Here is a 26,816-nt window from a genome sequence, read left to right on the forward strand (position 1 = left end):
GGTTGATCCCCGTCGAGTACGACGATCATGACTCACCCGCTGCCCTGGCTGCATGACCCCGCTGTCACCCGATCACGCGGCAGTCCCCTCCGGGGTCGCTGAACCAGCCATGAGACGCCCGCAGATCCTGGCGGATGACCGTCGCGCGCTCCGATGGTGTCGCTCAAGATGCGCAGCCGACGGGAGTCGGGAAACTGGCCCTATGGCAGAACAACGTCGCACTCATGCCGGTAGCTCGAAGAAGGCTTCCGCACGCCGTGCCCCATCAGCGGGGGGCCCGGAACACGCGGCCCGTGCTGCCTGCGAGAGTCTGGAAGGACTGATCGGGCACCCCTCGGAAGGCGTGTCCGCTGTCCGGCGCGAGGACCACGGCTGGTGTGTGGTGGTCGATGTTCTCGAAGTGCCACGGATTCCCGATACCACAAGTCTCCTCGCCTCCTACGAGGTGCGGCTTGACCAAGCCGGTGAACTCCTGGAATACCGCAGGGTCCGGCGCTACCGCCGCGGTGCAGCCGACGAGTGAGCCGAGCTGCGCCCCTGCTGGAAGGACGTTCCATGACCGCCACCACCTACTCGGACGAAGTAGTGGCCTGCCCGCCCCGCGCCGGCACGTTGTACGACGTGTTGGAGCTCATTCTCGACCGTGGCATGGTCATCGACGTATTCATCCGGGTCTCGCTGGTCGGAATCGAGATCCTCAAGATCGATGCGCGCATCGTCGTCGCGAGCGTGGATACCTATCTGCGGTTCGCGGAGGCGTGCAACCGGCTCGACCTGGAGCGAGACTCCGGCAGCACCACCGTGCCCGAGCTGATCGGTGGCGGCGCGGTCAAGGCGGTGGGCAAGCGCAAGGTGCGAAGCGCCGCCGAGACCGTGGGGGACACCGTCCGCAAGGCGGTCGGGGGTGGCGACGACACGTCCGACGAAGAGGACGAGCAGCGCGAGCGGCCGAAGAAGAGGCGCGCCCCCGCACGCAGCAGTGAGAGCCGACGACGACGCGTGGAGGCATGAGCGTGGCAGCCGACGGCGTCTACGTCTACGCGATCGTGCGGGCCGGAACCGGGCTGCCGAAGAACACCGGCGGCGTGGGTGCACCTCCCGCGGCCGTCAGGACGATCCGGCAGGGGGCGCTCGACGCGGTGATCAGCGATGCGCCACCTCAGCTGCGCGCACGCCGACGCGATCTGCTGGCACATCAAGAACTCTTGATGCGGCTGGCTGACGAGGGACCGGTACTCCCCATGAGATTCGGAATGGTCGCGCCCGACGAGCGGACGGTCATCGAGCAACTGGCCGTTGACGAAGCCGGGCACGCCCATGTACTGGACCGGCTCGAGGGCTGCTTCGAGATCAACGTCAAGGCATTTCCGGCGCAGAACGCCCTGGCGGCACTCGTTGCCGAAGAGGAGAGCGTGCGGCGCCTTCGTGAATCCGTACGAAGGAACCCGGGCTATGAAGCCAGCGTACGGCTGGGTGAAGCCATCGCCGCTGCTCTCACCCGGCGCGCGGCAGCGGCAGGGCAGCAACTCCATCGCGAGCTTGCGCCCCGAGCCCGCGCGGCGGCTCCGGGACCCGCCGTTTCGGGGTGTGCGCTGAACATGTCGTTTCTCGTCAACCGTACCGAGAGCGACGGCTTTCTCTCCGAGGCCCAGAACTTCGCGAAGGCTCACCAGGAGCATGCGGAGATCCGGCTGGCCGGACCGCTCCCCTGCTACAGCTTCGTCTCGGCCGATGTCCGCCCGGTGCCCGTAGGCAGGCATTGACATGGGACTGATTACCGGCTTGCTCACGCTTCCCATCGCGCCTGTGCGCGGGGTGGTCTGGGTGGCGGAGAAGCTCAATGACGCTGCCGAGCGCGAGCTGCACGATCCCGCCGTGCTGCGCGCGCAGTTGGCGGTGCTCAACCAGGAACTCGAGTCCGGTGACATCACTCCGGAGGAGTTCGAACGCGAAGAGGAACGACTGCTCGAGCGGCTGTACGCCGCACGGGTCAGCTCGAGGCAGATCGACCGAAGGTGACGTGCTCATGGAAGATCAGACGAAGTTGACCCTCGCGGTCGCCGTAGTTGGGGGCTACGTACTCGGCCGGACCAAGAAGGGGCGCATGGCTCTCAGCGTCGCCACCTATCTGGCCGGCCGCCGATTCGGCCTCGAGCCGCGTCAACTGGCCGCAGAAGGCATGCGCCGTCTCGGCGAGGTTCCCCAGGTTGCCGAGCTCCAGGAACAGCTCCGGGGGGAGGTGCTTGACGCGGGCCGCAAAGCCCTGACCGCTGCCGCCAACCGCAGCATGAGCACGCTGGCCGGTTCGATCGGCGAGCGAACGGCGCGTCTCCTTGAGCCGCCGAGTGACGAGTACGAGGACGAGAACGAGGACGAGTACGAGGACGAGGACGAGGAGCCGGCGGAGGAGGAGGGCGATCGGTACGAGGACGAGGGGGAACCCGCGGACGAGTACGAGGACGAGGAGTACGAGGACCAGCCTGAGGACGAGCAGCCGGTGGATGAGGAGGAGCCGGAGGAGGAAGAGGAGCCGGAGGAGGATGAGGAGCCGGAGGAAAGGCAGCCGCGGCAACGTGCTTCCCGGCGGCCCGAGTCGGACACCGACCGGGGCGAAGACGGCAGCCGGTCGTCCCGGACCGCCAGGTCGACCGCGAAGAGGTCCGCATCGGCCAAGAAGTCCGCCCCGACGAAGAAGAGCAGCCCACCCAAGAAGTCCGGCGCCGAGAAGGCTGGGGCGAAGAAGTCGGCACCGGCCAAGAAGGCGGCCTCCAAGAAGTCGGCACCGGCCAAGAAGGCGGCCTCCAAGAAGTCGGCACCGGCCAAGAAGGCTGCGGCGAAGAAGTCGGCACCGGCCAAGAAGGCGGCCTCCAAGAAGTCCGCACCGGCCAAGAAGGCTGCGGCGAAGAAGTCGGCACCGGCGAAGAAAGCGGCCTCCAAGAAAACGTCTGCGGGAAAGTCGGCGTCGAAGCGGACCGCATCCAAGCGCTCCAGTGGTCGGAGGTAACGGGTCATGGTGAGGACGGAAAACGCAGAGCCCGAGGACGAAGAGGCGGAAGAGTCCGGAATGGACAAGCTCCGTGGGGAGTTGTCCGGTTTTCTCAGCGCGCAGGTGGAGAAACTCGCTGAGAAGGCGGGGGACAAACTGACGGACGTCACCGACCAACTGAACGGTGTCGCGGAGAACGGCGGCTCATTGCCGGCCATTGGCTCTCGCATTCTCCAGGGTGACTCCCCGTTGAAGGCGTTCGTTTCGGAGAAGGCCAAGGGCGTGAAGGACAACGTCGTGGACAAGACCAAGGAGGCACTGGGCGGCGGCAAGGGGAAGCGCAAGGCCAGTGGTGGCAAGGTGATGAACATCATCGAGGTGCTCGATGTGGGTGTTCCCCTTCGCACCGCGTATGACCACTGGACCCAGTACGACCAGTTCAGCAGTTTCGCCAAGGGCGTGCGTGACGTGTCCATGGACGAGGAGACGTCCAGCGACTGGAAAGTCAAGGTGGGGCCGTCCTCCCGCAGCTTCAAGGCCACGGTCCAGGAGCAGGTCCCCGACGAACGCATTGTCTGGACATCCGAGGGTGCCAAGGGCACAACGCGCGGCGCGGTGAGCTTCCACGAGCTGGCGCCCTCGCTCACTCGCATCGTTCTCGTCATGGAGTACTACCCGTCCGGCTTCTTTGAGAAGACGGGCAACCTGTGGCGTGCGCAAGGGCGCCGGGTCCGGCTCGACTTCAAACACTTCCAGCGGTACGTCACGCTCACTGAGGAGGAACCCGACGGGTGGCGTGGCGAGATCCGCGACGGAGAAGTCGTCGTGTCTCACGAAGAGGCAATGGAAGAGGAAGAGGCGGATAACGAAGAAGCGGAGAACGGGGAAGGCCCGGAGGAGGACGAGGGCGGCGAGTGGGACGAAGAGGACGAGGACGACGAGGAAGACGAGGACGAGGAAGACGAGGACGAGGAAGACGAGGACGAGGAAGACGAGGACGACGACGAGAGCGAGGACGGCTGGGACGACGAGGCCGCCGAAGAAGGCGAAGGCGAGGACGAGGACGAGGAAGAGACGCCGCGCAGAAGGCGGACCTCGCCTGCGAGGCAGCGAGCCCGGAGGGGCGCGAAGTGACTGATCTCGACTTCCGGCAGGATGCTTCCTATCCCGTTGCCGGACCTCAGAACACCAACCTTGCGGACATTCTTGAGCGCGTCCTCGACAAGGGCATCGTGATCGCTGGCGACATCAAGATCGATCTCCTCGACATTGAGCTGCTCACCATTCGCCTGCGGCTCTTCGTGGCCTCCGTGGACACGGCGAAGAAGGCCGGTATCGACTGGTGGGAAACCGATCCAGCGCTCAGTTCCCACGCGGCGAGGAATGCGCTGAAGGATGAGAACCGTGAGTTGCGGGCACGTCTGGAAGCACTTGAATCCCGTTCCGACGAGACGTCGTCGGACTCGCAATGACCCCGGGAGAGGAAAGTCAGAGGCTGATGAGGGAGCGCAGCGGCGAGACTTCGGACACGAACGCCATCTACGTGTATGCGGTCTGCCGGGCGGCGGAAGGAGAACTGTCTCTGGGCGGTCTTCACGGAGTCAGCGGGGACGAGCCCGTGCGCTCCCTCTGCTTCGGCTCGCTCACTGCGGTGGTGCAGACCGTGCGGGCGGCCGACTTCACGGACGAGGTCTGGCAGGCGAGGCTGGCCGATGAGACCGAACTCGAACGCTACGCGCGCGCTCACCACGAGGTCGTGTCGGCAGTCGCCGCTCGCTTTCCCACCGTCCCTCTGCCGCTGGCCACGCTCTACCACGGGGAGGAGCGAGCCGGACTCGCGCTGGCCAAGGAGTCGGCACGTTTCCGCACCGCCCTGAAGCGCATCGCGCACCATGCCGAATGGGGCGTGAAGGTCTACGCACCCGTGACAGGCAACGAGAGTCACCGGGCCACACAGGAGCGCCCGGCGGTCACCCCGGCAGAACGGCCCCGTCCGGCTCCTGGAGCGGGGCTGGCCTATTTGGAACGTAAGCGCAACCTGCAGTCGCAGCGTGAGCAGCGACAGGCGGATTCCCTGCGTGTCGCGGATGCCGTGGACGCGGACGTGAGCCGCATGGCCGCGGCGTCGCGGCGGCTCCGCCCGCATGCCGGCGGAGCCGCCGGTGACAAAAGGGTTCAGGTCCTCAACGCGACCTATCTTGTCGCTGAGCACCGGGCCGCCGAGCTGGCCCTGCTGGCCGCGAGCTTGCGAGAACGGACCGGCGCGGAGATCGAGGTCTCCGGTCCCTGGGTGCCCTACTCCTTCGTGGGCGAGGTGTAGGCCGTGACGCGGGAAGCGGTTCCGTGGGACAGTTCTGGACCCTTGAGCGGCCCGATCGGTGTGCCGCTGGTCGATCTGCTGGACCGGGTCCTGGCAACCGGGGTGGTCGTGAGCGGCGACCTGGTCATCGCCATCGCCGATGTCCCGCTCGTGCGCGTCTCGTTGCATGCGCTGCTGTCATCGGTCAACGAGCGTGTACCCGCGCCCTGGTCGGACAGTGGGCCGTTGTGACGACCTCACGAGTGGACCTGGACTCCGAGCGTATGGGGCGAGATCTGGTCACCTTGGTACTCACGGTGGTCGAACTCCTTCGGCAGCTGATGGAGCGACAAGCCCTGCGGCGTATCGACGAGGGGGACCTGACCGAGGCCCAGTCCGATGAGATCGGCACCACGCTGATGATGCTCGATCAGCGCATGGCGGAGCTCTGTGATCAGCACGGTGTGCGTATGGAGGACCTCAACCTCGACCTCGGGCCCCTTGGCTCCCTGCTGCCGCGGAACTGATGGGCGGGACCGGTGGGCGGTCTCACGGACAGTGCCCCGCCCCCCCGGCACTCGAATGGCGGATGCCGGGATCACGGAGGAGTGTGGAAGAGGGGCACAGGCGGCGGAACACGTCCGTCGATTCTGGTTCGTCCCCTCGGAGAACACTTGCTGCGAGGTGCCCATGGCGATAACAGGAAGCGTAAGCGGAAAAGCACTTGGTGCGAACGATGAGCAGGGCGTGACCCGGGGAACGACCGTCATCGCGGATTCCGTCGTCTCGACGATCGCGGGCATCGCGGTACGTGAGACCGACGGAATCCATTCTCTGGGCGGGGGAGCCTCCCGGGCAGTAGGAGCGATGAAGGACAGGGTGTCCCGTTCCAGCGACCCAGGACGTGGCGTGAAGGTAGAGGTGGGGGAGAAGCAGACCGCCATAGACGTCGATGTCGTGGTGGAGTACGGAACCCTCATACTGGAGGCCGCTAAGAAGGTACGCATCCACGTCACTGATGCGGTCGAGACTATGACCGGGCTGGAAGTCGTCGAGATCAACATCAGGGTTCTCGACGTCCATGTGCCTGGCGTGGGCGACGAGGACGGCGGCGAAGAGCAGCCGGAGAAGGCCCGCCGTGTTCAGTGAAGTGGGTCCAGTGAGGAAGGGGGCTCCGGAATCTCCGGAGCCCCCTTCTTCTTGTCGTCTTACCTTTTTCTTGATGGCTACTGACTTCTTGCCTACTGTTCAGGCCTTCCGCGCCGGCCCGTCGCTACCAGTAGTGCCGACGCCCACCCACGGCGTGACCGACGGAGCCCAGGACCCAGAGAATGACGCCGATAACGACGAGAATCATTCCAATGGTCCAGAGGATGGATACACCCGCAACCAGTCCGATGACCAGCAGAATGATGCCGAGAACGATCATGGCGCCTCCCGAGAGAGGAAGTGATTCCCCAATTATGCGCCGTCGGTAAAATTCACGCAAATGAGCGTGGGGGCGGGTATCAGCCCGCCGGGCCTACCCGCTGAGGGGCCAGTTCCGGGCGGGTGATCCGCCGCCGCGGCGCATGTTGAAGTGACTTCGGGGTACCCCCTGTGGAACGGTGTCGTACCAAGCTTCGCGGTACCTATCGTCCGTTCAATACCTGGTCCGGTTCAATCCCTGAAGGAGTTCATCGAAATGGCACGCGCTCTCGCTCTCGTCTGTACGCTTTCACCTTCCCCGAAGCGTTCAAGCAGTCAGCTTCTGGCGGACCAGATCATGACGGAGCTTTCAGGCCTTGGCATCCAGGGGGAGACTCTGCGTGTCGCCGACCACGATGTGCGACCCGGAGTCGAGCAGGACATGGGCGACGGAGACGCGTGGCCCCAGTTGCGCAAGAAAGTGATGGCCGCTGACATTCTGCTCCTGTCCACACCGATCTGGCTGGGGCATCCTTCGAGCATGTGCCAGCGTGTGCTGGAGCGTCTCAACGCAGACATCTCCGAAACGGACGAGCAGGGCCGCCAGTTGACCTACGGGAAGGTCGGGCTTGCCGCCGTGGTCGGCAATGAGGACGGTGCGCACAAGGTCAGCGCCGACATCTTCCAGGGACTGAACGACCTGGGCTTCACTCTGCCGCCCGGCGCCGTGACCTACTGGGTCGGTGAGGCTCAGCACGGAACCGACTACCAGGACCTGGATCAGACGCCCGAGGCCGTCGCCTCCACTACGCGCACTCTTGCCGTCAACGCGGCACACCTGGCCCAGGTGCTGTCCGATCACCCGTTCCCGCCGAGCTCCTAGGAACCGGGCCCGCTGGGAATCGGCGGCCTCCTCGTCTCGTTCGACGTCGGCGTGCACGCCGGCCGTTGAGGCCCTCGCACGGCCGGTCGCGGAGGCCGCCGCACCGTGGAGATGTGAAGACGGCGACTTCGGGTACCGGATTCCTATCAGGTCGGACGTCCTCCGGTTCTTCGGAACGGGGGCGGTGAGGAGGCAACCGATGGTCACGGCAGGGAATGTCCCGTCGGACGAGCCGGCCACGGGCGCGGCACCGGATCTTCGTTCGTTGCGACGTGAACTGGGCCGCCGGGTGGATGGCGAGGTCCGCTTCGACGACGGCAGCCGGGGCGCCTATGCGACCGACGCCTCGAACTACCGTCAGGTCCCGATCGGTGTCGTCGTGCCCCGCACGGTCGGAGCGGGGGCCGAAGCGGTCGCGGTCTGCGCAGAGTACGGAGTCGCGGTGCTTTCACGGGGCGGTGGTACCAGCCTCGCCGGGCAGTGCACCAACGCCGCGGTCGTCGTGGACTGGACCAAGTACTGCAACCGCCTGGTGTCCGTCGACGCGTCGGCGCGCCGCTGCGTGGTGGAGCCGGGGATCGTCCTGGACGAACTGAACCGGCAGCTCGCGGATCGCGGCCTGAGGTTCGGGCCGAAACCCTCGACGCACAGCCACTGCACCCTCGGCGGCATGATCGGCAACAACTCGTGCGGTGCGTCCGCGCAGGCGTACGGGAAGACCGTGGACAACGTACGCCGGCTGGAGATCCTGACGTATGACGGGCTCCGCTGCTGGGTCGGGCCCACCTCGGACCGGGAGCTCACCCGGATCATGGCCGAGGGCGGGCGCCGGGCGGAGGTCTACGGAGGGCTGCGCCGGATCATCGATGATCACCTGGCTGAAGTCAGGCGCGGCTTTCCCGCCATTCCGCGCAGGGTTTCCGGCTACAACCTCGATTCTCTCCTGCCGGAGAAGGGCTTCGACCTCGCCCGCGCCCTCGTCGGCAGCGAGGGCACTCTTGTCACCGTCCTCCAGGCCGAACTCGACCTGGTGCCGGTGCCGCGCCACGAGGCCATGCTCGTGCTCGGGTACCCCGACATCTGCGCCGCGGCCGACGACGTACCGCGTCTTCTCGAGAACAGCGCACCGACCCAGCTCGAAGCCATGGACGGCCGGATGGCCCAGTTGATGCGCGAGGAGGACAGCCACGTCGCGTCGCTGGACACCTTCCCGCAGGGCGAGAGCTGGCTGTTGTTGCAGTTCAGCGGCGAGACCGAGGCGGACGTGGACCGTCAGGCGCGGGACCTGATCAGTGCGCTCGGGCGCGCGGAGGACGACCCCACGGTGACGTTCTCCGACGACCCGCCCAGGGAGCGCAGGATGCTCAGGGCCCGGGAGGCGGGACTCGGCGTGACCGCGCGGCCGCCGGACGGGCGGGAGACCTGGGAGGGATGGGAGGACTCGGCCGTCCCGCCCGAGAGGCTCGGCGACTACCTGCGCGACCTGAAGGACCTCTTCGCCGAATTCGACTACGGCCACCCGTCCCTCTACGGCCACTTCGGCCAGGGTTGCGTGCACACCCGCATCCCCTTCGAACTCAAGACCGCCGAGGGCGTCGCCGCGTTCCGGACGTTCCTGGCCCGGGCCGCCGACCTCGTCGTTTCGTACGGCGGCTCGCTCTCCGGCGAGCACGGCGACGGGCAGTCACGGGGCGAACTGCTCCCGCGCATGTTCGGCGAGCGGCTCCTCGCCGCGTTCGGCGAGGTCAAGGCGCTCATGGATCCCGACAACAGGATGAACCCCGGGAAGATCGTCGACCCCTTCCGCGCCGACGAGAACCTGCGGCTCGGGCCGCTCTGGCGGCCGCGGGAGGACCCGACGCACTTTCAGTACCCCGATGACGAGGGCTCCTTCAACCGAGCCGTGATGCGTTGCGTGGGCATCGGCAACTGCCGCTCCCACTCCGGTGGTGTGATGTGCCCTTCCTACCGTGCGACGGGCGAGGAGGAGCACTCCACCCGAGGACGGGCACGGCTGCTCTTCGAAATGCTGGGCGGCCACGCGGACACGCCCATCACGGATGGCTGGCGTTCCACCGAGGTACGGGACGCGCTCGATCTCTGCCTTGCTTGCAAAGGCTGCAAGTCCGACTGCCCGGTGGGCGTGGACATGGCCACGTACAAGGCCGAGTTCCTTGCTCACCACTACGCCGGGCGGCTGCGCCCCGCCGCGCACTACACGCTCGGCTGGCTCCCGCTCTGGGCTCGCCTCTCCCGCCTCGCACCGGGCCTCGTCAACGCCGCGCTCGACGCACCCGGTGCCGGCCGCCTCGCCAGACGTCTGGCGGGTGTCGCGGCCGAGCGGAAGCCACCCGCGTTCGCGGGCGAATCGTTCACTCAGTGGTGGAACGCCCGGGACACGCCCCGGCCCGATCCCGCGGACAGCCGGACCGTGGTGCTGTGGCCGGACACCTTCACCACGTTCTTCCACCCCGGCATCGCCAAGGCGGCGGTCCGGGTACTGGAGGACGCCGGCTTCCGGGTGGCCGTACCGGAACGAGCCGTCTGCTGCGGTCTGACGTGGATCTCCACCGGCCAGCCCGCCATCGCGAAGAAGGTGCTGCGCCGAACCGTCGAAGTGCTGCGGCCATGGATCGCGGCCGGCACCCCGATCGTCGGCCTGGAACCGTCCTGCACGGCAGTGTTCCGCTCCGACGCGCCGGAACTGATGCCGCACGACCAGGACGTCCAGCGCCTCGCCAGGCAGTTCCGCACCTTCGCCGAGCTTCTGGTGAACGACGCCCCCGACGCATGGCAGCCGCCCCTGCTCACACGGCAGGCCACCGTCCAGACGCATTGCCATCAGCACGCCGTCACGAAGTTCGACGCGGACCGCGAACTGATGCGCCGAGCCGGCCTGGACACGGAGATCCTGGACGCCGGCTGCTGCGGCCTCGCAGGCAACTTCGGCTTCGAACGGGGCCACTACGGGCTGTCCATGGGCATTGCCGAACAAGGGGTCCTGCCCGCGGTCCGCAGCGCCCCGCCCAGCGCCCTGGTGGTCGCCGACGGATTCAGCTGCCGCACCCAGATCGAGCAAGGCGGCACCGGGCGCGCCGCGATGCACCTGGCGGAGGCACTCGCCCTGGGGCTCGACGGACCGCTGCCCGCCGATCACCCGGAGAAGGCCACGGCACGCCCCGCGGGGCCGACCCGGGCCATGGCCGGGCTGATGACTGCCGTGGCGCTCGGCACGCTCGGCACGGCCGTGTATGCGGCCCTGCGCAGGCTCGGGTTCCTGCGGACTGCCGACCATCGATAGGAGGAGAGATCATGGCGACCAAGGTGTCCGATTACGTTCTGCACCGTTTGCGCGAGTGGGACGTCGATCACGTCTTCGCGTACGCGGGCGATGGGATCAACGGCCTGCTCGCCGCCTGGGGGCGGGCGGACAACAAGCCGAAGTTCGTCCAGGCCCGTCATGAGGAGATGGCCGCGTTCCAGGCGGTCGGCTACGCGAAGTTCTCCGGCAGGGTCGGGGTCTGCGCAGCCACGTCCGGACCAGGAGCCGTGCATCTGCTGAACGGGCTGTACGACGCGAAGCTTGACCACGTTCCCGTGGTGGCGATCGTGGGCCAGACCAACCGCAGCGCCATGGGTGGCTCCTATCAGCAGGAGGTGGACCTGCTGAGCCTGTACAAGGACGTGGCCTCCGATTTCTGCGAGATGGTCACCGTGCCCGAACAGTTGCCCAATGTGATCGACCGGGCCATGCGCACCGCCTACGCCAAGCGGACCGTCACCGCGGTGGTCATTCCGGCGGACGTCCAGGAGCTGGACTACTCGCCCCCCACCCACGCGTTCAAGATGGTTCCCTCCAGTCTCGGCGCGAGCGCCTCCGCGCCCGTGCCCACTCCGGACGACATCGCCAGGGCCGCGGAGGTGCTGAACGCGGGGGAGAAGGTCGCGATCCTGATCGGGCAGGGTGCCCGCGGGGCCCGTGCCCGGATCGAGGTCCTCGCCGAGACCCTGGGGGCAGGGGTGGCCAAGGCGCTGCTCGGCAAGGACGCCCTCCCGGACGACCTGCCGTACGTGACCGGCTCCATCGGGCTCCTCGGCACCCGCCCCTCGTACGAGATGATGAGGGACTGCGACACTCTGCTGGTGGTCGGCTCCAGCTTCCCGTACACCCAGTTCCTCCCGGAGTTCGACCGGGCTCGCGCCGTACAGATCGACATCGACCCGTTCATGATCGGACTCCGCTACCCGTTCGAGGTGAACCTGGTGGGTGATGCGTGCGCGACCCTCGACGCCCTCCTGCCGCACCTCAAGAAGAAGAAGCACGGCGCCTGGCGGAAGAAGATCGAGAAGGACAACGCCACGTGGTGGGAGGTCATGCAGCGACGCGCCGCGGTGGAAGCCGACCCGGTGAACCCGGAGTACGTGGTGCACGCCCTCGACGCCCTCCTCCCGGGCGACGTGATGGTGGCGGCCGACTCCGGTTCCGCCGCCAACTGGTACGCCCGGCACCTTCGCTTCCGCGGCACCATGCGCGGCTCGCTGTCGGGCACGCTGGCCACCATGGGGCCCGGGGTGCCGTACGTCATCGGCGCCAAGTTCGCCCACCCCGACAGGCCCGCCATCGCGATCGTGGGGGACGGCGCCATGCAGATGAACGGCATGGCCGAGCTCATCACCATCGCCAAGTACTGGCAGGAGTGGAGCGATCCCCGGCTTGTCGTCGCGGTCCTCAACAACCAGGACCTCAACCAGGTCACCTGGGAGATGCGGGCCATGTCGGGCGCTCCCCAGTTCCTGCCCTCGCAGGCCCTGCCCGATGTTCACTACGCAGACTTCGCGCGGTCGGTCGGGCTGGACGGCGTACGTGTGGAGAAGCCCGGCGATGTCGAGGGCGCGTGGCACCGGGCCCTGGCGTGCGACCGGCCGTTCGTCATCGACTTCCGGACGGACCCCGCTGTCCCGCCGATCCCCCCGCATGCCAGTCTCGACCAGATCGAGGCGGCGGCGCTGTCCCTCATCAAAGGCGACAGCGACCGCGGTTCCGTAGTGCGCCAAGGGATCAAGGCGAAGGTGCAGGAGATGCTCCCGGGGCACCACCGCGATCCGGCCTCCGGCGGGCAGGAGAGGTCCGCGGGACAATGACCCCGCGCTCCGGTGGCGGCGGTGCCCCCTCGATCGACTCTGTCGAGGCCGCCGCGTACACCGTGCCCACCGACTCGCCGGAAGGCGACGGCACCCTGACCTGGGACTCGACAACCCTGATCCTGGTCCGGGTGGCCGCGGGCGGAGTGAGTGGTCTCGGCTACACGTACGGTGCGCCCGCCACCGCCGTCGTCGTCGGCCAGGAACTCGCCCGAGTGGTCACGGGCCGCAGCGCCTGGGACGTTCCCGCCGCCAACGAGGCGATGAGCCGGGCCGTCCGCAACACCGGACGTCCCGGGCTCGTCGCGCAGGCGCTCTCCGCCGTCGACACGTCATCGACGGACACCGCCTGGTCGGCATGATCGCGCAGGCCGACGTTGCCCGCGCGCTGCCCGACCCGCAGGTCGGCGACCTCCTGGAAGCGCTCTCCACCGACTGAGCCCCTACCGCCGTCCGCGGCCGCCACACCTTGGCTACGCCGAGCCAACGCCTCCCCGCATGGCCACTGCGCGAGAGATCATGACCGCGGGCGCCGATTGCGTCGGCGTCGACGATTCGATCCTGTCCGCCGCCCACAGGATGGCGGAGCTCGGGGTCGGCGCCCTCCCGGTATGCGGCAAGGTCGAGCGGCTCAAAGGAGTGGTGACCGACCGGGACATCGTGGTCAAGGTGCTGGCCGCCGACAAGGACCCGGCGAGGACGACGGCCGGTGAGCTGGCGCAGGGCGAGGCCGTGACCATCGGAGCGGACGACGAGGCGCAGGAGATCCTGCGCACGATGAGCACGCACAAGGTGCGGCGGCTGCCCGTCATCGACGGACACGTCCTGGTCGGCATGGTTGCCCAGGCCGACGTCGCGCGTTCCCTGCCCGCGCCGGAGGTCGGCGACCTGCTCGAAGCCCTGTCCTCGGACTGAACACGCCCGCGCCCCGGCCCGAGCGGCGCCGGCGCTCGGGCCGGGGCGCGGGCCGAGTGCGGGAACGAGGCCGTCGCCGACTGGGCCGTCCCGGGCCACGGACAGGTCTCACGCCGGGGACCTCACCCGGGACTTACGAGGAGGAGAGCGATGTCGTCGCCGGGAGTGGGCGCGTGCCGGACGAGCATGTCGGCCATGGCGTCGAGGTCGTTGGGGTCCCCGTGCTCGATGAGTCCGGCGAGGGCCGCGGTGGCGTCCTCGATGTCGACTCCCGGAGCCTCGACGAGCCCGTCGGTGTAGAGAGCGAGCACGCAGCCGGGCGGCAGCGGGAACTCCTGTGCCGTGTACCGCTCGTCCGGATCGATGCCGAGCAGGAGGCCGGGCGGGACAAGGAGCAGTTCGGTGTGTCCGTCGGCATGTCGCAGCAGGGGTGGCGGGTGGCCGGCCGTGGCCAGGCAGCCCCGGTGCAGGGCGAGATCGAGGTGGACGTAGACACAGCTGGTGAACAGGTCGGGGTCGAGGTCGGTGAGCAGGCGATTGGTGCCGGCCAGGACGTCGTCGGGGGAGGCGCCGACGGTGGCGTGGGCGTGGACCGCGGTGCGTACCTGACCCATGAGCGCGGCGGCGTCCACATTGTGTCCCTGCACATCGCCGATGGTGGCGCCGGCCGTGCGCTCGTCGAGACGGATGAGGTCGTAGAAGTCGCCGCCGATGCCCAGGCCCTGAGCGGCCGGCAGATAGCGGGCCGCGACTCTCAGCCCCGGAACGCGGGGAAGCGTGTGCGGCAGCAGGGCGGACTGCAGGCGGTGGGCGAGGTGGTGTTTGGAGTCGTACAGGCGGGCGCGGTCCAGGGCCTGCCCGACCAGGCCCGCCAGCGAGGTGAGGACCGCGCGTTCAGCAGGCGGAAAGGCCCGGGGACGCTCGTAGGAGAGCAGGAGGGAGCCGATGGGACGGCCGGAGGCGATCAGCGGCAGAAAGGCCCATGAGGCCATCCCGTCCTCGTGCTGGGTCGACGGGAAGGCACGCTTCAGGTCCGCGAAGGTCGTGAAGAATCCCGGGACCCCTGTCGTCAGCACCTCGCTGCCGGGGATGCGGGAGTTCAGCGGGACGGCATCGAAGCGGTCCGTGATCGCGTCGCTGTAGCCCCGCTGTCCGACGATCTTCAAACGGCCGTTCTCGGCGGTCATGACCACCATGGCCTGGGCGTCGAGAGCGGGCAGCAACTGGTCGGCGGTCTGCTCGACCACGTCACGCACACCGACGGCCTCGGTCAGGGTGCCGGCCAGGTGCATCAGGTGGTAGAGCACGGTGGCGCGGCTCGGGCCGGCAGCCGGCGCCTCCGGCGGCGAACCGGCCTTCTCGGACGGGTCGACGGGCGCGATGCGGACGCTGATCCCGGAGGGGTCCGGGTACAGCTCGAAGGCCAGCCACACGTCCGGCGGGCGCAGGACGGTGAACGACTGGGGCCGGCGGCTGACCAGAGCGGCCCGGTAGCGGTCCTCGACCTGGGGTACGTCCATCCACGGCAACGCCTCCCAGGGCAGGGTGCCCGGAAGCGTGGCCGCATCGGCACCGAGGAGTGCGGCGGCGGCCGGAGTGATGAACGTGATGCGCCCGTGCATGTCCAGGGCGCAGGACCCGCCCGGCAGCCGGTCGACGAAGGCCGACAGCTCCGACGCCTCACCGGGGGAGGGCGTACGACCCGCCGGCGGCCGCAGCGTCCGAGGGCGGTCGGCGGGCCGCAGCGGCTCCCCGCGGTCCGCCGCCTCCCGCAACAGGCCCCCCAGGCGTTCGCACCCCGCCTCGATGGCATGGCGCTCGGCAGGGCTCAGATCCGGGGAGTGCGCTCCCGGCCACAGCAGGACCAGGCCTCCCCGGACCTCGGCGCCGGAGGCGACCGGGGCGGCGGCCAGGGCGAAGTCGTACGGCAGCACGAGTGCGGGCCGGGGGTAGCGGCGTGCCATCTCCTCCTGACCGGAGACCCAGATCAGCCGTCCCTCGCGCACCGCATCGGCCACCGGCATCGCATCGCTCCTCGCCACCCGCCTCCACGGAGCGGCGATGGTCTGCGGCACCCCGGCCGCCATGGCCAGCCACAGCGCGTTGTCGTCGTCGGGGGCCCGTACGTACAGAAGACCGCCGAACGCACCCGATTCGCGGACCACGGCCGCCATCGCGGAGTCCATCAGCCGTCCACCCACGTCCACCGGCCGTGTTCCGGGAACCGGAAGAGGGGGCCGTGCCCCAGGACCTCGGGCAGGGCTGCCGGAAACCGGGCACGCCAACAATCGCCCATAACCGGACCATACGCCCACTCGGGTGTGCGGGCATCCGGCACCGGAGCGGGATCGCGCGGTGCGGCGAGCCCGGCCGGCACGCCACCGGCGGCGGACCGGCCGGACACAGCCTCCGCGGCGTCACCGGGACCCGGAGCCGCCGGTTGCCTCCGTCTGGGAGAGCGGCCTCGCGATGTCCTCCAGGGAGCGCTGCTCGGCGTTGACGGCGAGGAAGGCCGCGACGATGCCCGCCGCGCACATCAGCCCCGCGCCGATGCAGAAGGCGAGGGCCGTATCACTCGGGACCCCCGACTCCGTGAGATCGGCGAAGATGAGGGGGCCGCTGATGCCGCCGACCGCCGTGCCGACCGCGTAGAAGAACGCGATGGCCATGGCCCTCGTCTCCATCGGGAAGACCTCGGAGACGGTCAGATAGGCGCTGCTCGCCCCTGCCGAGGCGAAGAACAGCACCACGCACCAGCACGCCGTCAGGGTGGTGGCGTTGAGCGAACCCCGGTCGAAGAGCCACGCCGTGACGAAGAGCAGGATGCCCGGAACGATGTAGGTGGCCGCGATCATGATGCGCCGTCCGATCGTGTCGAACAGCTTGCCGAGTACGAGTGGTCCGACGAAGTTTCCGGCCGCGATCACCGCGAAGTAGTAGCCCGTGTGACCGCTCTCCACGTCGAAGAACGTGGTGAGGATCGCGCCGAAACCGAACGTGATCGCGTTGTAGAGGAAGGCCTGCCCGATGAAGAGGGACAGCCCGAGCACCGCGCGCTTGGGATAGCTCCGGAAGACCGTCTTCGCGATGAGCCCGAAGCCGATGCTCTTGCGCTCGTGGATCGTGATCTCACCCGCCGGCGGCGGCAGCTTCTCGTGATGCTGCTCCTCGATCTCCCGTTCGACCGATCCGACGAGCTTGTCGGCGTCCTCGCCGTGCCCGTGGATGAACTGCCACCGCGGACTCTCCGGCACGTGCCGGCGAACGAGCAGGATCACGAGGCCCAGGACGACGCCCAGGGCGAACGTGAGCCGCCAGCCCAGGTCCTTCGGGAAGTAGTCCGTGTTCAGCATGACGATCGACAGCAGTGCCCCGCCGACCGCGCCCAGCCAGTAGCTGCCGTTGATGATGAGATCGACCCGGCCCCGGTACTTCGACGGGATCAGTTCGTCGATCGCCGAGTTGATGGCCGCGTACTCCCCGCCGATGCCGAAGCCGGTGAGGAAGCGGAAGAGGAAGAACCACCACGCGCTGAAGGACAGGGCGGTCATCGCGGTCGCCGCGAGATAGACCGCGAGCGTCACCATGAACAGCTTCTTACGGCCGTACCGGTCGGTGAGCCAGCCGAAGAACAGTGCTCCGGAGCAGGCCCCCGCCACGTACAGGGCCGCTGCCAGGCCGGTGACCTGGGCGGACGTGATGGCCAGCCCGGAACCCTCCTCCGACAGCCGGCTCGCGATGTTGCCGACCGTCGTCACCTCCAGCCCGTCGAGGATCCACACGGTGCCGAGGCCGATGACGATCATCCAGTGCCAGCGTGACCAGGGCAGCCGGTCCAGCCGCGCCGGGACGGCCGTGGTGATGACACCGAGCCCGGAGTCGCCCGGCGCCGCGGCCTCGTCCTGCGGACCGCTGCGCCGGCCTCGGCCTGTGCCCCCGGGGCCGACCGCCCTGTCTCCGGGCTCCTCCGATGCGGTGGGGGGTGTCACAGCGGCGCCTCTTTCCTCGTTCCGGCGGCTGGTGCGCATGCGCGGCCGCGGCCTTCCAGCGATGCGTCCAATATCGGTCAGGTGCCCGGGCGAAGCCGCCGCACACGCGATGGCGCTCGCCCATACGAGGTGCGGGGCGTGTGGCAGCAGAAGCCGGGACGGTCAGCCAGGTTCCGGTCGTACGACGGGGAGTCCGGCGGTGTGCGCGGCCTCGGCGAGCACCTCGCGCAGCATGCCCGGAGTGAGGCGGCCGGTCTGCACATTGCGCCGGCTCACGTGGTAGCAGCCGAAGAGGGTCAGGGGGGCGGTGACACCGTCCGTGTGCGTCAGCGCCGCCCGTACGCCGTGGCCGAACGCCGGACGCGGACGCGGCAGGTCCCATCCGGCCTCACGCAGCGCCGGCAGGACGGCCTGCCAGCCGAAGCCGCCCAGCACCACCACGGCGCGTGCCGTCGGCCGCAGCAGCTCCAACTCCCGGGCCAGCCAGGGGCGGCAGGTGTCACGCTCCGCTGTGGTGGGGAGATTGGCGGGCGGCGCGCAGTGCACCGGTGCGGTGACCCTGACCCCGTGCAGTTCCAGGCCGTCGCCCCGATGCGTCGCCGTGGCCCGGGAGGCCAGACCGAGCTCGTGGAGCGTCGCGAACAGCAGGTCGCCGGCCTGGTCCCCGGTGAACATCCGGCCGGTCCGGTTCGCCCCGTGCGCGGCGGGCGCCAGCCCCGACACCACCAGCGGGGCGTTCGCCGGACCGAACCCGGGCACCGGGCGTCCCCAGTACTCCCAGTCACGGAAGGCCAGACGTTTGGTGCGGGCGGTCTCCTCGCGCCAGGCGACCAGACGAGGGCAGGCACGGCAGGACACCAGTCGCGCGTCCAGTTCGGTCGGCGTGCCGGCTCCGGCGGCGGCGGACACCGGATAGTCGTGGCTGTCGGACATGATCAACCCCGATCGGCGACATGGGTGGCGATTGCGTCCGTGCCTGCCCAGGATCGACGATGAGGCGATATCCGGCCGCCGCGGTCGCGGCTTGTCGTCCCGTACCCCGGCTCGGGTGTGCGCCGACGAGCAGCGGACCGGCAGGCGGGCGGACCGACGGACGGGACGGCATCATGACGAACCGTATCTGCACGGTGGGGCATTCGACGCGCACATTCGGCGAGCTGCTGGAGTTGCTGCGCAACAACGAGATCACCTGCCTGGCCGACGTCCGTTCCTTTCCCTCGTCGAGAAAATTCCCCCAGTGGAACCAGCAGGAGATCATCGATGCGCTCCCTCCCGACATCGGCTACCGCTGGATGCGTGAGCTGGGAGGGCGCCGGCACACGCCCAAGGGCATGCCGAGCGCGAACGGGGCATGGCGGGTCAAGGCCTTCCGGGACTACGCCGACTACATGGCGAGCGAGGACTTCGAGCGAGGGCTGAGCGAGTTGCTCGGCCTGGCCGTACGCGAACGGCCGGCGATCATGTGCAGCGAGGCCGTCCCGTGGCGCTGCCACCGCAGACTGATCACCGACGCACTGATCGTCAGGGGTGTGGAGGTCGTGCACATCATGTCTCCCACGACGGCGAAGCCGGCGGTGCTGAACGAGAACGCCAGGCTGCGAAACGGGCACCTGGTCTACCCGCCGGACCTCTGAGCCCCGGCAAAGGGAGCGGGCACTGGGCCCCCGCGCACCGGTGGGGTTGCCGGCGGCGAGGCCGGCCCGGCCGCCCCGCCGCGTCCGGTGGTGGCCGGGTGCGTCAACGCTCCGGCGATCCTGACCGTCGCTTCGAGCCCGAGCCCGAGCCCGAGCCCGAGCCCGAGCCGGTTGACGGTGGCGGGGGTACCGGGCGCGCGCCGGGTACCCCCGCCTAGCCGGCCTTGCGGATCGAGCCTCAGGCTGCGATCGCCTCGTCGATCTTATGGACGAAGGCGTCAAGGTCGCCGGGGTTCCGTGAGGTGATCAGCCTCCAGCCGCCCGCGTCGTCGGTGACGACCTCCTCGTCGGTCCAGTCGCCGCCCGCGTTGCGGATGTCGGTCTGCAGCGACGCGTAGGACGTGAGCCGCTTGCCGGCGACGGCGCCGGCCTCGACCAGGACCCAGGGCCCGTGACAGATCGCCGCGACCGGGCGGCCCGACCCCGTGAAGGCGCGAACGATGCGCGTGGCCGGCTCCTGCAGGCGTAGCGTGTCGGCGTTCAATGTGCCGCCCGGTACCAGCAGTAGGTCGTACCCCGCCGGGTCGGCGTCGCTCAGTGCGAGGTCTGGGCGGAGCGTCTTGCCGGCGTCCTTGTCACCGACAAGGGTTTCGATCTCGTCCGTCGTCACAGCGGCGACATCAACCTGCGCTCCCTTTTCGCGCAGGTGATCGAGCGGAACGAAGAGTTCGTCCTGCTCGACGCCGTAGTTGGTGACGATGGCCAGTACTTTTCGCTTGCTCACGTCGTGGTCAGTCATTGGCTTCCGCCCTTTCACTCACGGCACGGACAGAACGGATGCCGGCCGGATCCCGCGGGCCACTCCGGCGGCCGGAGATGAGGAGCCGGCGGGAAGGCGGGCCGGCCTCCGCCGGGCGTCCGCGGCCATGTGCTTCCTCGATTCGTTTCGTTTCCGTGCTCATGCCCCCGGGTTCCACATCTGCGCCGGCCGAAACGCGGCCCGGAACAACGCGGCCCGGAACTCGGCACGCCTTCACACCTGAGTACGCCCGCCAGGATTCCCGCCGCGCGCCCGCCCGCCGGGCGACGGATCCGCCCCCTGGGTAGCGTGGAGTGGGCCGCAGCCTGCCCGCGTATCCGGACCGTCCGTCCACCGCGGCCACCGGCGAGGCTTGGGGCGCGCACTCCCGGGTACGGGAATGCCCCGGGGAACGAGGCCCTGTGCGTGCGGTACGGCGGCGGCGTTTCCCACGGACTTCCGAGGAGGGTCACATGAGCGGCGTGCAGGACGGCGGACCACCGCTTCCGCGGGGCCGGGGCGACCTGTCGGCGGGCGTCCTCGCCCATCTGCGGGGGACCGGGACGCTGCCGGCCGTGCGGTCGGCAGCCGGCGCCGACCCCTATGGAGATGACCTGCAGCTGGCGTTGTACATCTGCTATGAACTCCACTACCGCGGCTTCGCAGGGGTGGACCCGGCGAGCGAGTGGGACCCGGCGCTGCTGGAAGTGCGTGGCGCTCTGGAGCGGCGCTTCGAGTCGGCGCTGAGAGCGGATGTGCCCGGCACGGCAGGTCTGGCCGAGGTGCTGGAGGACCTGCTGGTGGAACCGGTCCGGGGGACAGGGCTGTCGCACGTACTCCAGGAGCGGGGCGATCTCGGCGCGCTCCGTTCCTATGCGGTCCAGCGGTCCCTCTACCACTTGAAGGAAGCGGACCCGCACGCCTGGGTGCTGCCGCGGCTCAGCGGCCGCGCCAAGGCGGGCATGGCGGCGGTCGAGTACGACGAGTTCGGCGCCGGCCGGCCCGAACAGGTGCATGCCCGGCTGTTCGCGGATCTCATGGCCGACCTCGGGCTGGAGACGGCGTACGGCCACTACCTGGACGACGGGCACCCCGAGATGCTGGCCCTGGTCAACCTCATGTCGCTGTTCGGCCTGCACCGCCGTCTGCGTGGCGCACTGGTCGGGCATTTCGCAGCGGTGGAGATCACCTCGTCGCCCGCCTCACGGCGTCTGGCCGAGGCGATGAAGCGCGCCGGGGCCGGGCCCGCAGCGGCGTTCTTCTACACCGAACACGTCGAGGCGGACGCGGTCCACGAACAGGTGGTGCGCCACGAGGTCGTCCGCGGACTGCTGGACGACGAGCCGCACCTGGAACCGGACGTGGTGTTCGGGATCCAGGCGACCGGCTTCCTGGAGGACCGCCTCGGCGACCGGATGCTGGCGGACTGGCGCGACTGACGCGCACGGGGCCGCCTCTTCAGGCGTCGCGTTCTCTTCGGGCGTCGCGGCCCCTTCAGGCGTCGCGTCGGCCGATCGGTCCGGCTCGGTCCGGTTCGCGGAGCTCTACGGCAGGGGAGTTCCGCCGGTCGCGTTGAGGATCTCGCCGGTGATGTACCCGGCGTTCTCGGAGGCCAGGAACACATAGGCAGGCGCCATTTCGGCGGGCTGTGCCGGTCGGCCCAGCGGGCTCTGCTTCCCGAACTCCTTGGTGTCGGGCATGGTCGCCGGGATCAGCGGAGTCCACACGGGACCGGGCGCCACGGCGTTGGCCCGGATGCCCTCGGGGGCGAGCATCTGCGCCAGGCCCTGAGTGAAGGTCACGATCGCCCCCTTGGTCATGGCGTAGTCGAGCAGATGAGGGCTCGGTTTGTACGCCTGGACGGATGTGGTGTTGATGATGGAGCCACCCGGCGGGATGTGCGGCAGGGCCATCTTGCAGAGCCAGAACATGCCGTAAAGATTGGTGTGCACCACGCGGTCGAACTGCTCGGTGGAGATGGCCGCGATGCCGTCCGGCTGCGACATCTGGTACGCGGCGTTGTTGACGAGGACGTCGATCCGCCCGAACTCGTCCACCGCGCGCCCTGTCAGCGCGCGGCACTGCTTTTCGTCCCGGATGTCGCATGCCACGGCTACGGCCTTCCGGCCGGCCTTCTCGATCAGCTCCGAGGTCTGCTGTGCCTCGTCCTTCTCCGGGTCGAGATAGGTGATGAGTACGTCGGCACCCTCCCGCGCGAAGGCGAGGGCGACCGCCCGTCCGATGCCGGAGTCGCCTCCGGTGACGACCGCCTTGCGGCCGGTGAGGAGCCCATGGCCCCGGTAGGAGTCCTCACCGTGATCGGGCGGAGGATCCATGGGCCCGGTCCAGCCCGGGTGCTCCTGCTCCTGCTGCGGGAAGTCCGGCTGCGGGTAGCGGTCGGTGGGGTCGTGGGGGCGCTCACTCGCGGTCATGGTGCGGCTCCTTCGCTCGGTGGCCGGTTCGCGCGTCGGCCGTGCGATGGTGTGGAGGGTTCCCCAGGAGCGTGAGCCAAACGTCCATGGCCTCTCAGGGGAAACGGGGTGCACCGCCCCGCGCCGCCCGGGACGCGCGCCGCCCGATGCCTCGCAGTCGCCGCGCCAGGACCTGGCTGTCGGTGTCCACGAGCTCCTGGGCGATCTGGTTCAGCTTCCGGTTCGTCCCCTGCGAAATGCTCCGCAGGATCTCGAACGCCTCGTCCGCGTCGCAGTCCAGGGCGCGCATCACCATGCCGGTGGCCCGGTCCACCAGAGCCCTGGTCGCGAGGGCGCCCTTCAACTGGTCGACCTCCGCCGTCACGGAGGCGAAGCCGTGATCACGCACGAGTCCGTCCAGGCACTCCTCGGCGAGTGCCCGGACGGGCGGTTCGACCGAGGCGGGCAGCGCACCCGCCCGGTAGCCGGCGAGGCCGATCACCACGGTCATGCCGTCCCCGTGCACCGCGAGAGCGCGGAACGTGCGCAGGCCCATGCCGAGCGCGTAGTACCGAAAGCGCGACCACCGCGTGTCGGTCACGAGATCGCGGGACCAGACGGAGGCGGAAGAAGCCGACGCGTCGACGTCGGGGCCCTCGCCGGTCTCCTCCTCGAAGCTCGCCAGCGCGTCGATATCGGGGTGCGTGCTGACGGTACGGTTCATGCCGTCGGTGAGACGCAGTGTCACCGTGCTCGCGCAACACGCCGGTGTGCAGTCCCGGGCTTGGATGCTCAGTTGGGCGAGCCGCCGGACGGCGGACGCGGACTCGGCGCTCAGGCCGGCCGATGCGGACACTTCCGAGGCATGCTTCACGCGGAACGCCTTCCCTCCGTCGGTCCGTCCTATCCGATACGTTCGGCTCATGAGCCAGTCGCACGCGTTCGGTCGTGAGTTCGATGACTTCGCGGCCCGGGTGGAAGAGCTGAGAGCAGCCCAGGCCAACCAGGACTCCGACCCCGTCGTTCTGCTCGACGCGGCGCTCGTGGAACTGGAACACGCCGTGGACTTCATGCTTCCCGCGTACGAACAGTTCACTTCGTCCGGAGGTCGCCCTCCCTCCGGCGCCCGGGCCGAGCAACGCCTTTTCAAGGCTATCTTCGAAAACCTGCCCGTGCCCGTGGCGCTCGTCGACGGTGAGACGGTGGTCCGCCGTGTCAACGCGGCCGCCGCGGCTCTGACCGGTCTGCCCGCCGGGTACGCGGCCGGCCGGCCGGTGAGCGGGTTCCTCCGCCCCGGCGACAGGCCCGCTCTGCGCAGCCAGACCGCGGCCGTCGCCAGAGGAGAAGGCAGCCGCAGCCTCGCGGCGCAGCTCGCGCAGCGCACGGGCAGCCGGGTGCGCGTGACTCTCAGCGAGGCGCATCTGCCCGGCGAGAGCGAACCAGCCGTCCTGGTGGTTCTGTGGCCGACGTCGGACCACGCCTGGTCCCCGGCCGACCGGCCGGCCCCGGCGACCGCTGCGAGCGCCTCCGTCGCGGCRCGGGAAGCCGCCCTCATCGACCTGCTGGACCGCACCAGCGCCGCCTTGCTCGGAGCCGCGGCCCAGGGGCCGGTCACCGCGCTCCGCGCCGCGACGAGCGCGCTCCGGGAAGAACTCGCGGACTGGGCGATCCTGGATCTCCTGCACGACGGGGTGCTGACCCGGCTGGTCGTCAGCGGTCCCGAGGAGAGCGACCCGGCGGTGGGGAAGGAGATCGCCGAGCAGGATCCGACGGCCTGCCCGGTCGTCCTCGAGGCCGTGGGCGCCGCTTCAGCCGTTCTGGACGGTTTGACGGAGGACCGGGGGCGCCTGGGTCCCGACAGCGGGGGAGCGTCGCTGATGGGACGCGCCGATGTCGGATCCCTGCTGAGCGTGGCGCTCACCTCGGCGGTGGGCGAGCCACCCGTGCGAGGCGCCGTCACCCTTCTGCGCACGGGGGTGCGGCCGTCGTTCTCCCTGGCCGAGGCCAGGTGTGTGGAGAGGATCGCGGGGCACATGGCCATCGTGGCAGAGCGGAACGCCGGGCCGGCATGAGGGCCGGGCCGGTCACAGGTCGTGATGCGGGGTCCTTCTCCATACGGGATTCTTGAGGAGTCTGCCGACCGGCTTGCGGACCGTCGAGCCGGAAGGGCCGTTGCAGCGGATGACCCGACGGGCACGCCTCGGTGAGGGACGCGAAAGGGGCCGGAATGACGGCGGAGACAGCGGAGCGGGACGGTGCCGTCCTGGTGGTTCCCCCGGGCGTGTACGCCCCGCAGTCCGACACCCGTATGTTGTTGCGCGCCCTGGAGCGGGAGAACGTCAGGCCCGGCGCGCAGGTCCTCGACGTATGCACCGGGAGCGGGGTGCTGGCGGTGACGGCAGCCCGGTCGGGCGCGAGAGTGACAGCCGTGGACGTGTCCAGACGGTCCGTGGCCACGGCCCGTCTGAACGCGCTGCTGAACCGTCGCCGGGTCAGAGTGCGCCGCTGCGACCTGGCCGCCGCGATGGAGGAGCGCGCCTGGGACCTGGTCCTGTGCAACCCGCCCTACGTGCCGGCGCCCGAAGCCGGGGTGCCGGACCGCGGAGCGCGCAGGGCCTGGGACGCCGGCCTCGACGGTCGCGCGGTCCTGGACCGCGTCTGTGACAACGCGCCGGCAGCGCTCAAGCCCCGCGGAGTCCTTCTGATGGTGCACTCCGGGCTCTGCGATCCGGACCTCACCGTCAGCCGTCTGGAGCGGGCGGGGCTGGACGCCGCGGTGGCCGCGAGGACGCGGGTTCCGCTCGGCCCGGTGCTCCTTTCGCGCCGCGCCTGGCTGAGCGAGCGCGCCCTCGTCGATCCGTACGACGTCTCCGAGGAACTGGTGGTGGTCCGTGCCCAGCGAACGTGAGCCCCGCGCACCCGTGCGCGTCCGTCTGGATGAAGCCGGCCCCCTGCTGGTGGAGGGGCCGGTCGAGGTGACGATGCCCGACGGAACCACCGTGCTCTCCGAACGCTTCGTGACGGCGATCTGCGTGTGCCGGAGAAGCCGGACGCAACCCTGGTGCGACACCAGCCACCGGCGTCACAGCCGGGCCCGCGGGGCGACGCCGCACGGACCCGAGCAAGGCGCCGGCCCGACGTAGACAGGAGGGGAACGATGGCGAGGACCGTCGGCGTCGAAGAGGAACTGCTGCTTGTCGACGCGCGCAGCGGTGAACCACAGGCGCTCTCGACAGCGGTCCTGGCCCTGGCGGAGCGCCGAACCGGGGGAGAGTCCGTCTTCGAGCCAGAGCTCCACCACCAGCAGCTGGAGTTCGCCACCGAACCACGCGCGGACATGACCGAGCTGGCGGAGGAGATCCTGCGCTGGCGCGCCGAGGCGGCCGCGAGCGCCGCGGACTTCGGGGCGTCCGTGGTGGCGCTGGCGACCTCGCCCCTGCCGGTGAATCCGTCCATCGGGGAGGGCGAACGCTATCGCTGGCTGGCCCGGCGCTTCGGACTCACCGCACACGAGCAACTGACCTGCGGCTGCCACGTCCATGTCTCGGTCGCCTCCGACGAGGAGGGGGTCGGCGTACTGGATCGCATCCGCCCCTGGCTCCCGGTCCTGGTGGCGCTCACCTCGAACTCCCCCTACTGGCAGGGACGGGACACCTCGTACAACAGCTATCGCAGCAGGGTGTGGAACCGCTGGCCCTCGGCGGGCCCCGTGGAGGTGTTCGGCTCTGCGGAGAGCTACCACCGGCAGGTGGAGGCGCTCATCGACACCGGCGTCCTGCGCGACAAGGGCATGATCTACTTCGATGCACGGCTCTCGCATCGCTACCCCACCGTGGAGGTCAGGGTGGCGGACGTGTGCCTCGACCCGGCCGACACCGTGTTGCTGGCCACTCTGGTACGCGGGTTGGTGGAGATGGCGGCCCGCGGCTGGCGAACCGGCGAGCCGCCGGACGGGCAGCCGGTGAGTCTTCTGCGGATGGCGGCCTGGCAAGCGGCCCGGTCCGGACTGGAGGGCAGCCTGCTGCATCCCCTGACCATGAGGCCCGCGCCGGCCGAGGACGTGCTGAACGTTCTCCTGGCACACGTCCGGAGCGCACTGGAGGACAGCGGTGACTTCGCGTCGGCGGAGAGCGCCTTGAGAGCGGTGACGTCGCGCGGTCCGGGGGCCCGGGTCCAGCGCAGGCTGCTGGCGGAGACCGGCAGCCTGCGCGCGACCGTCGCCGAATGCGTGGCGAGGAGCCGGGGATAGGAGGACGGGGACGGCCGGGCAGGGGATAGGAGGACGGGGATGGCCCGGCAGGGAAGCCGTCCCCAAGAGCCTCCGTTCTCCGTCGGCCCCGCGCCTCCTGCG

At 69.5% G+C, this 26,816-nt stretch carries 29 protein-coding genes and 1 pseudogene; 23 read left to right on the forward strand and 7 right to left on the reverse strand.

All coding sequences use genetic code 11. The features are described 5' to 3' along the window. The first annotated feature begins 202 nt into the window (after nucleotides 1-202). The 11 genes from EAO72_RS35065 (at nucleotide 203) to EAO72_RS35115 (ending at nucleotide 6,434) form a co-directional block, all read left to right on the forward strand. Nucleotides 203-523, forward strand: a complete 321-nt coding sequence (locus tag EAO72_RS35065; RefSeq protein ID WP_148021065.1) for a gas vesicle protein GvpO — start codon at nucleotides 203-205, stop codon at nucleotides 521-523. 32 nt (nucleotides 524-555) lie between these two features. Then, on the forward strand, nucleotides 556-1,011 hold the full coding sequence (locus EAO72_RS35070) for a gas vesicle structural protein GvpA (protein WP_148021066.1): 456 nt from the start codon (nucleotides 556-558) through the stop codon (nucleotides 1,009-1,011). Between the two features lie 2 nt (nucleotides 1,012-1,013). Beyond that, nucleotides 1,014-1,763 (forward strand): GvpL/GvpF family gas vesicle protein, encoded by a 750-nt coding sequence (locus EAO72_RS35075; protein ID WP_148022210.1) that lies wholly within the window; start codon nucleotides 1,014-1,016, stop codon nucleotides 1,761-1,763. A 1-nt stretch (nucleotide 1,764) separates the two neighbouring features. Then, nucleotides 1,765-2,019 carry a gas vesicle protein GvpG gene (locus tag EAO72_RS35080; protein WP_148021067.1) on the forward strand — a complete coding sequence of 85 codons (255 nt, stop codon included), beginning with the start codon at nucleotides 1,765-1,767 and terminating at the stop codon, nucleotides 2,017-2,019. Nucleotides 2,020-2,026: 7 nt separating this feature from the next. Beyond that, complete coding sequence (locus tag EAO72_RS42300) at nucleotides 2,027-3,004, forward strand: histone protein (RefSeq protein ID WP_187285314.1); 978 nt, start codon at nucleotides 2,027-2,029, stop codon at nucleotides 3,002-3,004. Nucleotides 3,005-3,010: 6 nt separating this feature from the next. Then, a complete protein-coding gene (locus EAO72_RS35090) occupies nucleotides 3,011-4,120 on the forward strand; it encodes an SRPBCC family protein (RefSeq protein WP_148021068.1) in 1,110 nt (369 codons plus the stop codon). Beyond that, complete coding sequence (locus EAO72_RS35095) at nucleotides 4,117-4,458, forward strand: gas vesicle protein (protein WP_148021069.1); 342 nt, start codon at nucleotides 4,117-4,119, stop codon at nucleotides 4,456-4,458. The genes EAO72_RS35090 and EAO72_RS35095 overlap by 4 nt, the downstream gene beginning before the upstream one ends. Nucleotides 4,459-4,484: 26 nt before the next feature. After that, entirely contained in the window at nucleotides 4,485-5,306 is an 822-nt protein-coding gene (locus EAO72_RS35100) for a GvpL/GvpF family gas vesicle protein (protein WP_148021070.1), read from the forward strand. Between the two features lie 3 nt (nucleotides 5,307-5,309). Further along, the gene (locus tag EAO72_RS35105) at nucleotides 5,310-5,537 is read left to right on the forward strand and encodes a gas vesicle protein (protein ID WP_148021071.1); all 228 of its coding nucleotides are present in this window, start codon (nucleotides 5,310-5,312) and stop codon (nucleotides 5,535-5,537) included. Continuing rightward, on the forward strand, nucleotides 5,534-5,812 hold the full coding sequence (locus EAO72_RS35110; RefSeq protein WP_148021072.1) for a gas vesicle protein K: 279 nt from the start codon (nucleotides 5,534-5,536) through the stop codon (nucleotides 5,810-5,812). Before EAO72_RS35105 ends, EAO72_RS35110 begins: the two co-directional genes overlap by 4 nt. A 163-nt stretch (nucleotides 5,813-5,975) precedes the next feature. Beyond that, a complete protein-coding gene (locus tag EAO72_RS35115; protein WP_148021073.1) occupies nucleotides 5,976-6,434 on the forward strand; it encodes an Asp23/Gls24 family envelope stress response protein in 459 nt (152 codons plus the stop codon). Nucleotides 6,435-6,558: 124 nt separating this feature from the next. On the opposite strand, the gene EAO72_RS42585 is transcribed toward EAO72_RS35115, so the two are convergent. Next, on the reverse strand, nucleotides 6,559-6,714 hold the full coding sequence (locus EAO72_RS42585; RefSeq protein ID WP_222724134.1) for a DUF6131 family protein: 156 nt from the start codon (nucleotides 6,712-6,714) through the stop codon (nucleotides 6,559-6,561). Between the two features lie 255 nt (nucleotides 6,715-6,969). Here EAO72_RS42585 and EAO72_RS35120 point away from each other — a divergent pair, with 255 nt between their 5' ends. The 6 genes and pseudogenes from EAO72_RS35120 (at nucleotide 6,970) to EAO72_RS35145 (ending at nucleotide 13,632) form a co-directional block, all read left to right on the forward strand. Next, nucleotides 6,970-7,575: a flavodoxin family protein gene (locus EAO72_RS35120; protein WP_148021074.1), complete on the forward strand. Its 606-nt coding sequence runs from the start codon at nucleotides 6,970-6,972 to the stop codon at nucleotides 7,573-7,575. Between the two features lie 199 nt (nucleotides 7,576-7,774). Then, nucleotides 7,775-10,876, forward strand: a complete 3,102-nt coding sequence (locus EAO72_RS35125) for an FAD-binding and (Fe-S)-binding domain-containing protein (protein ID WP_148021075.1) — start codon at nucleotides 7,775-7,777, stop codon at nucleotides 10,874-10,876. 11 nt (nucleotides 10,877-10,887) lie between these two features. Beyond that, nucleotides 10,888-12,717, forward strand: a complete 1,830-nt coding sequence (locus tag EAO72_RS35130) for a thiamine pyrophosphate-requiring protein (protein WP_148021076.1) — start codon at nucleotides 10,888-10,890, stop codon at nucleotides 12,715-12,717. Further along, nucleotides 12,714-13,079, forward strand: coding sequence for an enolase-like domain-containing protein (locus EAO72_RS35135; RefSeq protein WP_261991730.1), 366 nt, complete (start codon nucleotides 12,714-12,716; stop codon nucleotides 13,077-13,079). Before EAO72_RS35130 ends, EAO72_RS35135 begins: the two co-directional genes overlap by 4 nt. Further along, nucleotides 13,034-13,156 (forward strand): annotated as a pseudogene (locus EAO72_RS43520) (CBS domain-containing protein); the annotation flags it as partial. The gene EAO72_RS35135 and the pseudogene EAO72_RS43520, both read left to right, overlap by 46 nt. A gap of 59 nt (nucleotides 13,157-13,215) precedes the next feature. Continuing rightward, entirely contained in the window at nucleotides 13,216-13,632 is a 417-nt protein-coding gene (locus EAO72_RS35145; protein WP_148021077.1) for a CBS domain-containing protein, read from the forward strand. A gap of 122 nt (nucleotides 13,633-13,754) precedes the next feature. Here EAO72_RS35145 and EAO72_RS35150 read toward each other — a convergent pair whose 3' ends face one another. From EAO72_RS35150 to EAO72_RS35160, 3 genes are all read right to left on the reverse strand, one after another. After that, nucleotides 13,755-15,818: a PP2C family protein-serine/threonine phosphatase gene (locus EAO72_RS35150; RefSeq protein ID WP_148021078.1), complete on the reverse strand. Its 2,064-nt coding sequence runs from the start codon at nucleotides 15,816-15,818 to the stop codon at nucleotides 13,755-13,757. Between the two features lie 231 nt (nucleotides 15,819-16,049). Beyond that, a complete protein-coding gene (locus EAO72_RS35155; protein ID WP_410090529.1) occupies nucleotides 16,050-17,621 on the reverse strand; it encodes an MFS transporter in 1,572 nt (523 codons plus the stop codon). A gap of 162 nt (nucleotides 17,622-17,783) precedes the next feature. Continuing rightward, entirely contained in the window at nucleotides 17,784-18,554 is a 771-nt protein-coding gene (locus EAO72_RS35160; protein ID WP_148021079.1) for a uracil-DNA glycosylase, read from the reverse strand. Between the two features lie 173 nt (nucleotides 18,555-18,727). On the opposite strand from EAO72_RS35160, the gene EAO72_RS35165 reads away from it, so the two are divergent. Beyond that, nucleotides 18,728-19,255, forward strand: coding sequence for a DUF488 domain-containing protein (locus EAO72_RS35165; protein ID WP_148021080.1), 528 nt, complete (start codon nucleotides 18,728-18,730; stop codon nucleotides 19,253-19,255). A gap of 238 nt (nucleotides 19,256-19,493) precedes the next feature. Here EAO72_RS35165 and EAO72_RS35170 read toward each other — a convergent pair whose 3' ends face one another. After that, nucleotides 19,494-20,054 (reverse strand): type 1 glutamine amidotransferase domain-containing protein, encoded by a 561-nt coding sequence (locus EAO72_RS35170; protein ID WP_148021081.1) that lies wholly within the window; start codon nucleotides 20,052-20,054, stop codon nucleotides 19,494-19,496. 473 nt (nucleotides 20,055-20,527) lie between these two features. Between EAO72_RS35170 and EAO72_RS35175 the strand changes: the two genes are divergently transcribed. After that, nucleotides 20,528-21,493, forward strand: coding sequence for an iron-containing redox enzyme family protein (locus EAO72_RS35175; protein WP_148021082.1), 966 nt, complete (start codon nucleotides 20,528-20,530; stop codon nucleotides 21,491-21,493). Nucleotides 21,494-21,598: 105 nt separating this feature from the next. Here the strand turns inward: EAO72_RS35175 and EAO72_RS35180 are convergent, their stop codons facing one another. Together EAO72_RS35180 and EAO72_RS42310 are read right to left on the reverse strand one after the other, a co-directional pair. After that, nucleotides 21,599-22,486 carry a glucose 1-dehydrogenase gene (locus EAO72_RS35180; protein WP_148021083.1) on the reverse strand — a complete coding sequence of 296 codons (888 nt, stop codon included), beginning with the start codon at nucleotides 22,484-22,486 and terminating at the stop codon, nucleotides 21,599-21,601. A 94-nt stretch (nucleotides 22,487-22,580) separates the two neighbouring features. Beyond that, nucleotides 22,581-23,339 (reverse strand): ANTAR domain-containing protein, encoded by a 759-nt coding sequence (locus EAO72_RS42310; protein ID WP_222724135.1) that lies wholly within the window; start codon nucleotides 23,337-23,339, stop codon nucleotides 22,581-22,583. A 49-nt stretch (nucleotides 23,340-23,388) separates the two neighbouring features. On the opposite strand from EAO72_RS42310, the gene EAO72_RS35190 reads away from it, so the two are divergent. The 4 genes from EAO72_RS35190 (at nucleotide 23,389) to EAO72_RS35205 (ending at nucleotide 26,714) form a co-directional block, all read left to right on the forward strand. Further along, a complete protein-coding gene (locus EAO72_RS35190) occupies nucleotides 23,389-24,537 on the forward strand; it encodes a PAS domain-containing protein (protein ID WP_148021085.1) in 1,149 nt (382 codons plus the stop codon). Between the two features lie 155 nt (nucleotides 24,538-24,692). Continuing rightward, the gene (locus EAO72_RS35195) at nucleotides 24,693-25,373 is read left to right on the forward strand and encodes a HemK2/MTQ2 family protein methyltransferase (RefSeq protein WP_148021086.1); all 681 of its coding nucleotides are present in this window, start codon (nucleotides 24,693-24,695) and stop codon (nucleotides 25,371-25,373) included. 73 nt (nucleotides 25,374-25,446) lie between these two features. Then, nucleotides 25,447-25,608 (forward strand): CDGSH iron-sulfur domain-containing protein, encoded by a 162-nt coding sequence (locus EAO72_RS44205; RefSeq protein ID WP_410090556.1) that lies wholly within the window; start codon nucleotides 25,447-25,449, stop codon nucleotides 25,606-25,608. 14 nt (nucleotides 25,609-25,622) lie between these two features. Beyond that, nucleotides 25,623-26,714 (forward strand): glutamate--cysteine ligase 2, encoded by a 1,092-nt coding sequence (locus EAO72_RS35205; RefSeq protein ID WP_148021088.1) that lies wholly within the window; start codon nucleotides 25,623-25,625, stop codon nucleotides 26,712-26,714. Nucleotides 26,715-26,816: the final 102 nt, after the last annotated feature.

Source organism: Streptomyces sp. OR43 (genome assembly GCF_008042275.1).
Classification (GTDB): Bacteria; Actinomycetota; Actinomycetes; order Streptomycetales; family Streptomycetaceae; genus Streptomyces.